The organism is Streptomyces sp. NPDC002044, from assembly GCF_040296725.1.
GTDB classification, from domain to species: domain Bacteria; phylum Actinomycetota; class Actinomycetes; order Streptomycetales; family Streptomycetaceae; genus Streptomyces; species Streptomyces antarcticus.
Map to the genome: position 1 here is coordinate 1 of NZ_JBEOXU010000218.1, position 7,770 is coordinate 7,770.

Sequence of the window (7,770 nt, forward strand, 5' to 3'; positions counted from 1 at the left end):
GCCGCTGGTGGCCTTCGCCGGCCCCCAGGCCCCCGCTCCGGTCGCCGGCTCCGCGGCGGCGGCCGTGGCCGCCTCCCCGGCCGTGTCCGCGTCCAGGGTGAGCCGCCATTTGCCGCCCGCGGAGAGCAGCGGGGTGAGCGCGACGGCGACCGGCACGGGCATCCGCCCGGTCTCGGCGCGGCGGCGCAGCAGCTCGCGCAGCTCGAAGACGTGAGCTTCGACGCGGGCGATGAGCGGCTCGAACCAGGGGAGCGCCAGCAGGATCAGCAGTCCCGCGGTCCAGCCGAGCAGGACGTCGCTGATCCAGTGGGTCCCGAGGTACACGGTGGTGGCGCCGACGCTCAGCGAGACGACGGCCGACACCACGGACAGCACCCGCCGGGTGACCACGGTGGAGGCCAGGTAGGCCAGGATTCCCCAGGTCACGACGGCGTTGGCGGTGTGGCCGGAAGGAAATATATCGCCGCCCGCGAAGAGCTCGGCGGAGCCGATCTCGGTGGCGTAGTGCGGGCCGAGGCGGCCGAGGCCGATCTTTACGGCCCCGACGGTGACGTTGAGCAGCAGCAGGGCCACGCCGAGGGTGATCAGCGGGCGGAGGGTGTGCTGGCGCCAGGAGCGCCAGCCGAGCCAGGCGGCGACCATCACCGCGGTGGGTCCGCGCTGGCCGAGCACGACGAGGTAGTCGAGGAAGGCGTGCAACTGCGGCCACTGCTCGTAGGGGCGGAAGAACATGACCTGCCAGTCCAGCCGGACGAGCCAGGACGTGGTCAGTACGGCCACCACGATCGCGAGATAGAAGGCGAGGGTCGATCCCAGGAGCACGACGCGGTGCCGGCTCATCCGCGGAGTTTGCAGATGAGCCGGTCGCTCTGGTTCCCGGTCCAGCCGGGCGAACACCCGCTCCAGACGGGGCAGGATTAGGTCGGTACGCACTCAATCGACGTTACCGCGCGCCGCCGGGCACCCCGGGCGAATCACGCGCTTTGTGATGACCATGTGATGTGGAGTTGGTCTCACGCGGGACTTAATCGGCGCTATTTCGAGCGCGGTTGGAGTCCACTTGATCCACGGTCACGGAAATTGTTTCGCACACTTACCTGTGCTTTATTGCCGCGGCTCAAGTCCTTTGCTGAAAGATGTATCGGAATGTTCCATTCCGTTATGAACGGGTCCCGGCCGCCGGGGTCCGCGCGGGGCCTGCCGGACCTATGGAGGCCCCGAGCCGTTCAGCCAGAACGCCCCGTAGACCGCCGAGGCCAGGGCGGCCGCCCCCAGCACCAGGGCCGCCCACCGCGTCCGCCACCGGGCCAGCGCCACCGCGACGGGCAGCAGCAGCGGGAAGGCCGGCAGCAGCAGCCGCGGCTTGGAGCCGAAGTACCCCGACGCGCACAGGGCCAGCGCCACCACGATCCCGCCGTACACGAGCAGCGGCACCGGCTGCCGCTGCCGTACGCAGCGCGCGTACAGCCACAGCACGAGTGTCACCCCGGCGATCAGTCCGGCCCCGGCCGCGAAGCCCGCCGAGGCCGGGGAGCCCGGGGAGGCCAGCTTCGCCCCGACGAAACGGGCGAAGGCCCAGCCGCCGTCGAAGCCGTTGCCCCAGCCCGCCTGCACGTCCAGGTAGCCGAACAGGCCGCCGCCGGTGCGCGCGCCGACCCACAGCACGTACGCCGCGGCCCCCAGCGGGGCCAGCGCGGCGCCCGCGGCGATCCGCCACGACCGCTCCCCGCGCCGCAGCGCCAGGGCGGCCGCCACCCACACCGCCGCGACCACCGCGGCCCCGACCGGGCGGGTCAGCCCGGCCCCCGCCGCGAGCAGCCCCGCGGTCAGCCACCGGCCGCGCAGGGCCCCGTACAGCGACCAGGCGGCGAGCGCGGTGAACAGGGCCTCGCTGTACGCCATGGACTGCACGATCCCGACCGGCAGCACCGCCCACAGCGCCACGGCCAGCACCCCGGCCCGGCGGCCGTACAGAGGGTCGGCGACGGCGAAGATCCCCCAGGCCGCCGCGAGCCCCGCGAGCGCCGACACCACCAGGCCCGAGGAGCCGTACGAAAGCCCGGTCACGGCCGACACCAGCCGTTCCAGCCAGGGCAGGAGCGGGAAGAAGGCCAGGTTCGAGTGGACGTCCCCGTTCGGGAGGACCACCTCGTAGCCGTACCCCCCGGCCGCGGTGCGGGCGTACCAGAGCGAATCCCAGCGGGCCGACAACAGCGTGTGCGGGCTGCTGCCCGCGACCGCGCTCCAGCCGGCGAGCACCGTCAGCGCGAGCAGCCTGACCACCGCGAAGACGGCCAGCGCGGGCGCGGCCCGCCGAAATCCAAGATCTTTCACGGGCATGATTATCGGTGGCGGAGCCCCGGGGGCGCGGCCGAGAACCACGAGCGGTGAGCGCGCGTGTACACGGGGGAGGAAAGCGGGCCCGGCGAGTGGCGTACGCCACACGGCGGCCCTCTCCGGGATGAGAGCTTGACCACGTGAGCGACAGGCGAACTCGCGTACGCTGACCGTTCACTCGCGTGTCGATGCCGGACCCGTCGGAAGCCGCACAGCGCACCATCCCCGCGGCCCCACAGACGCCGGTCCGCCGAGTGCGGGGGGATCACCTGGGAGGTACATGCATGTCGGGGACGAACACGGCCGACCGCAGGGCCGACCGCGGGACCCCTACCCCCTGGCAGCGGGTCCGGGCGGCCTCCGGCGGAGCCAACCGCTGGGCCGTCCTGGCGGTGCTCTGCGTCAGCCTGGTCCTCGTCGCGCTCGACGCGACGATCCTGCACGTCGCCGTCCCCTCCGTCACCGAGGACCTGCGCCCCGGCTCGATCGAGCTCCTCTGGATCGTCGACGCCTACCCGCTCGTCTGCGCCGCCCTGCTGATCCTCTTCGGCACCCTGGGCGACCGCGTCGGCCGCCGCCGCATCCTCCTCCTCGGCTACGGACTCTTCGGCGCGGCCTCCGCGCTGGCCGCCCTCGCCGACAGCGCCCACGTGCTCATCGCCGCCCGCGCGCTGCTCGGCATCGGCGGCGCGATGATCATGCCCGCCACGCTGTCGATCCTGCGCCAGGTCTTCCCCGACCGGCGCGAGCGGGCCCTCGCCATCGGCATCTGGACCGCCGTCGCCGCCGTCGGCGCCGCCGGCGGACCGGTGCTCGGCGGCTTCCTCGTCCAGCACTTCTGGTGGGGCTCCGTCTTCCTCATCAACATCCCGCTGATGGCGCTGATCCTCCCGCTGGGCCGCTGGCTGCTCCCCGAGTCGAAGGGCTCCTCCGACGGGCCCTGGGACGTGCTGGGCGCGCTGATGGCGGCCGCCGGAGTCCTCGGCTCCGTGCTCGGGATCAAGCGGCTGGGCGCCGAACGCCACCTGCTCGACGCCGAGGCGATGGTCCCGCTGTTCCTCGGCGTGGCGCTGCTCGTGCTGTTCGTACGGCGCCAGAAGCGGCGCACGCACCCGCTGATCGACATGCGGCTGTTCTCCCGCGCCGCCTTCACGACCTCCGTCGGCTGCATCGTGCTCGCCATGCTGGCCCTGGTCGGCCTGGAACTGATCGCCGTCCAGTACCTCCAGCTGGTGCTGCACCTCAGCCCGCTGGAGACCGGCCTGCGGCTGCTGCCGCTCACCTTCGCCGCCATGGCCGCCGGCGCCACCGGGTCCTACACCCTGACCCGGATCGGCCCGCGGACCATGGTCTCGCTGGGTTTCGTGCTCACGGCCCTCGCCGTGCTGCTGCTGACCTTCATGGGGCAGCAGGACCGGCCCCTCCTGCTCACGGTGGGCTTCATCCTGCTCGGCTTCGGGCTCCAGACCACCCTGTTCGCCGCGTACGAGTCCATGCTCAGCGAGGCCCCGTCGGACACCGCGGGCGGCGCGGCCTCCATCGGCGAGACCTCCTACCAGCTGGGCGCGGGCATGGGCATCGCGCTGCTGGGCAGCGTGATGAACGCCGCGTACGCCCCGGGGCTCGCGCGGGTGCCGGGGGTCTCGGCGGCGCAGTCCGAGGGCGCCGCCCATTCCCTGGGCGAGGCATACCAGATCGCCGCGCAGGTCGGCGGCCCCGCGGGGGCGTCGCTGTACGCCGCCGCCCGGCACTCCTTCGTCCACGGGCTGCACGTCACCCTGGTGGTGAGCGCGGGGCTGCTGCTCGCGGGCGCGGTGATGGCGCTGAAGCTGCCGCGGGTGATGGAGTGCGGGGCGCCTGGCGGCGAGCCGGGTGGGGACGTGGCGGTGCGGCTGCCTGCCCAGGGGGGCGGGCGGAGGGTGGCCGAGGTGCCCTCGCCGTCCGCCGGTGAGGCGTATCCGGCGGGCGCGGAGCGCGCGGGCTGACCGTGCCGGGTGCTGGGCCGCCGGGCCGCCGGGCCGCCGGGCCGCCGGACCGTTGTGCCGTTGTGCCGTGGTGCCGTTGTGCCGTGGTGCCGCTGTGGGGCCGGGTGCGGCGCCGCTGCCGGGGGTGCTGCCCCCGGACCCCCGCGCCTCAAACGCCGGCGGGGCTATGGGGGCGCCTCAATCGTCGGTGGGGCTGTGGGGGGCGCCTCAACCGTCGGCGGGGCTGTGGGGGGGGTCGCCTCAATCGTCGGGCGGGCCGTGGGGGTCGCCTCAGACGTCGGCGGGCTGATCCGGGTGGGGGTGGACGGGTGGGGAAGGGGGCGTCTAGCGTCGGGGGGCGCGCGAAAACTTGCGCTGCTAGGTTCTGACTCAGGCCGCCGGGAGGCCCCGTGTCCGCGTTCCAGCCCCATGATCCGCTCGGGCTCGACGAGCTCCTCGGTCCGGAGGACCTCGCCATCCGGGACACCGTCCGCGGCTGGGCCGCCGACCGGGTGCTGCCGCACGTCGCCGAGTGGTACGAGAAGGGCGAGCTGCCGGAGATCCGCGAGATCGCCCGTGAGCTCGGCTCGCTCGGTGCCCTCGGGATGTCGCTGACCGGCTACGGCTGCGCCGGTGCCAGCGCCGTCCAGTACGGCCTCGCCTGCCTGGAGCTGGAGGCCGCCGACTCCGGGATCCGCTCGCTGGTGTCCGTACAGGGCTCGCTGGCCATGTACGCGATCTGGAAGTACGGCTCCGAGGAGCAGAAGCAGCGCTGGCTGCCCGGCATGGCCGCCGGGGAGCTGATCGGCTGCTTCGGCCTGACCGAGCCGGACCACGGTTCCGACCCCGCGGGCATGCGGACGTACGCCAAGCGCGACGGCACCGACTGGGTGCTGAACGGGCGCAAGATGTGGATCACCAACGGATCGGTGGCCGCCGTCGCCGTGGTGTGGGCGCAGACCGACGAGGGGATCCGCGGCTTCGCGGTGCCCACCGGCAGCGCCGGGTTCTCCGCACCCGAGATCAGGCACAAGTGGTCGCTGCGCGCCTCGGTGACGAGCGAGCTGGTCATGGACGACGTACGGCTGCCCGCGGACGCGGTCCTTCCGGGCGTCACCGGGCTCAAGGGTCCGCTCGGCTGCCTCAGCCACGCGCGGTACGGGATCATCTGGGGGTCCATGGGCGCGGCGCGCTCCAGCTTCGAGTCCGCGCTCGACTACTCCAGGACCCGGGAGCAGTTCGGCAAGCCGATCGGCGGCTTCCAGCTCACGCAGGCCAAGCTCGCGGACATGGCCCTGGAGCTCCACAAGGGCATCCTGCTGGCCCACCACCTGGGCCGGCGCATGGACGCGGGGACCCTGCGGCCGGAGCAGATCAGCTTCGGCAAGCTCAACAATGTCCGCGAGGCCATCGAAATCTGTCGTACCGCGCGGACCATCCTGGGTGCCAACGGGATCTCCCTCGAATACCCCGTCATGCGGCACGCCACCAACCTCGAGTCGGTCCTCACCTACGAGGGCACCGCCGAGATGCACCAACTGGTGCTGGGCAAGGCGCTCACCGGGCTCGACGCCTTCCGGTGAGGGCCCTGCCTAGCTCTGGTTGAAGAAGTCGCGCGAGCGGCCGCCGGACTCGCCGCTCACGATCTGGGTGTCGGCCGGGGTCAGCAGGAAGACCCTGGTCGCCACCCGCTCGATCGATCCGCGCAGCCCGAAGGTCAGTCCGGCCGCGAAGTCGACCACGCGCTTCGCGTCGCCCGGGTCCATCGACGACAGGTTGACGATCACCGGGACGCCCTCGCGGAACAGCTCGCCGATGCCCCGGGCGTCACGGAAGCCGTCCGGGGTGACCGTGGCGATCCGGCGTCCCTGGTCGACGGCCGACTCCGAGACCACCTTGACCCGGGGGTCGGTGACCCACGCGTCGCCGGGGCCGGAAACCGAACCACCCTGGGCGGCCTCCGCGTAGTCGTCGTCGTAGTAACGCTCGTCGTCGCTGTCTTCCACGAGACCCAGCCAGGCACTCGCCTTGCGCACCGAACCCATGGACGCCTCCTTTCACCGCGGTCAGTCTGTCTTCTCTCCGCTGCCCCTATGGTCGTCCATGATGCTGACAACGCGCCAAGTGGATAGTCGGCGCGCACGGGTTTCGTGACGGTACTGGTGCAGAACATCCGTTGCACGGTCAAGGATCCAGGCGCCTACCGCTGCTGACTGAGTGAAAATACGATTGCTGCGCCCTTACGGGTGAGTGGTGCGGTCGTACGGGTGACGCGGGGGGCTCGCTACGATGCCCGGCAGGCACACGTACGACCCACGGGGGAGCAGATTGTTCGGCATCGTCAGACCTTGCGCGCACCGGCTGGGGGAGCGGTTCAAGGCCGAGTGGACGGCTCATCTGTGCGGGCTGTGCCTGGCACTTCGCGGGGACCACGGCCAGTTCGCCCGGATCGTCACGAACTACGACGGTCTGCTGGTCTCCGTTCTGACGGAGGCTCAGTCCGGTCCCGCACCCGGCGCCCGCCGCACCGCGGGCCCCTGTCCGTTGCGCGGGATGCGCACGGCCGAGGTCGCCCGGGGCGAGGGGGCGCGGCTCGCGGCCGCCGTCTCGCTCGTGCTGGCCTCCGCGAAGATACGGGACCACGTGGCCGACCGGGACGGGCTGTTGGCCCGGGCGCCCCTCGCCCTGGCCGCCCGCAAGGTCGCCCGCGGCTGGGACCGGGCCGGCGCCCGTACCGGAGCCTCGCTCGGCTTCGACACGGCGGTGCTCGTCGACGCCGTCGACCGGCAGGGCGGGATCGAGACCCTGGCCGGCCCCGGCACGCCCGTGCTCGTGGTGACCGAGCCGACGGAGACCGCCACCGCCGCCGCCTTCGCGCATACCGCGCTGCTGGCCGGACGGCCAGGCAACGCCCCCGCGCTCGCCGAGGCGGGCCGGTACTTCGGGCGGCTCGCGCACCTGCTGGACGCGGTGGAGGACCGGGGGGCCGACGCGGAGGCGGGTGCCTGGAACCCGCTCACCGCCACCGGGACCCCGCTCGCCGAGGCCCGGCGGCTGTGCGACGACGCCCTCACGGGCATCAGGCTCGCGCTGGACGAGGCCGAATTCGCCGACGCGGGCCTCGCCCACCGGCTGCTCGTGCACGAGCTGCGGACCTCCGTGGACCGGGCCTTCGGGACCCGGGACTGCGGGCACGACCACACCGGCACGGCATCCGCCGGGCAGGGCGGCAACCCGTACGGGGGCCAGCCGTACGACGCCCAGGGCGCCGGCAACCCGTACGCGCAGAACCCCTACGGCGGCCCGCCCCAGGGTGGCGCCCCGTACGGCGGGGGAGCGCCCGGTGGGCCCCCCTCGGGCCCGGGCGGCGGCTTCGGCGCTGGTGGAGGCGGCGGCTTCGGCGGTGGTGGTGGCTCCCGGACGAGATCGAGCCGAGCACGTCGGTCCGCTTCATGGGGATCAGCGAGCA

Annotated in this window: 6 protein-coding genes; 3 read left to right on the plus strand and 3 right to left on the minus strand. The window is 73.1% G+C overall.

The window, feature by feature from the left end; genetic code table 11:
- Together ABT106_RS29955 and ABT106_RS29960 are read right to left on the minus strand one after the other, a co-directional pair.
- Nucleotides 1-933 (minus strand): phosphatase PAP2 family protein (locus ABT106_RS29955; RefSeq protein ID WP_351283628.1); only part of this gene is annotated, 933 nt, incomplete at its 3' end.
- Between the two features lie 273 nt (nt 934-1,206).
- Nucleotides 1,207-2,340: a glycosyltransferase family 39 protein gene (locus tag ABT106_RS29960; RefSeq protein WP_502979526.1), complete on the minus strand. Its 1,134-nt coding sequence runs from the start codon at nt 2,338-2,340 to the stop codon at nt 1,207-1,209.
- A 281-nt stretch (nt 2,341-2,621) separates the two neighbouring features.
- Between ABT106_RS29960 and ABT106_RS29965 the strand changes: the two genes are divergently transcribed.
- Both ABT106_RS29965 and ABT106_RS29970 read left to right on the plus strand, forming a co-directional pair.
- The gene (locus ABT106_RS29965; protein WP_351283634.1) at nt 2,622-4,322 is read left to right on the plus strand and encodes an MFS transporter; all 1,701 of its coding nucleotides are present in this window, start codon (nt 2,622-2,624) and stop codon (nt 4,320-4,322) included.
- 389 nt (nt 4,323-4,711) lie between these two features.
- Nucleotides 4,712-5,884 carry an acyl-CoA dehydrogenase family protein gene (locus ABT106_RS29970; RefSeq protein ID WP_351283637.1) on the plus strand — a complete coding sequence of 391 codons (1,173 nt, stop codon included), beginning with the start codon at nt 4,712-4,714 and terminating at the stop codon, nt 5,882-5,884.
- 9 nt (nt 5,885-5,893) lie between these two features.
- On the opposite strand, the gene ABT106_RS29975 is transcribed toward ABT106_RS29970, so the two are convergent.
- The gene (locus ABT106_RS29975; protein ID WP_267726452.1) at nt 5,894-6,346 is read right to left on the minus strand and encodes a cell division protein SepF; all 453 of its coding nucleotides are present in this window, start codon (nt 6,344-6,346) and stop codon (nt 5,894-5,896) included.
- A gap of 283 nt (nt 6,347-6,629) precedes the next feature.
- On the opposite strand from ABT106_RS29975, the gene ABT106_RS29980 reads away from it, so the two are divergent.
- On the plus strand, nt 6,630-7,770 hold a 1,141-nt coding region (locus ABT106_RS29980), incomplete at its 3' end, for a DUF5685 family protein (RefSeq protein WP_351283640.1).

Bases quoted from the DNA above. Each gene is read 5' to 3' on its own strand.
- ABT106_RS29960 (WP_502979526.1), bottom strand. From the start codon at position 2,340: ATGCCCGTGAAAGATCTTGGATTTCGGCGGGCCGCGCCCGCGCTGGCC.
- ABT106_RS29965 (WP_351283634.1), top strand. From the start codon at position 2,622: ATGTCGGGGACGAACACGGCCGACCGCAGGGCCGACCGCGGGACCCCT.
- ABT106_RS29975 (WP_267726452.1), bottom strand. From the start codon at position 6,346: ATGGGTTCGGTGCGCAAGGCGAGTGCCTGGCTGGGTCTCGTGGAAGAC.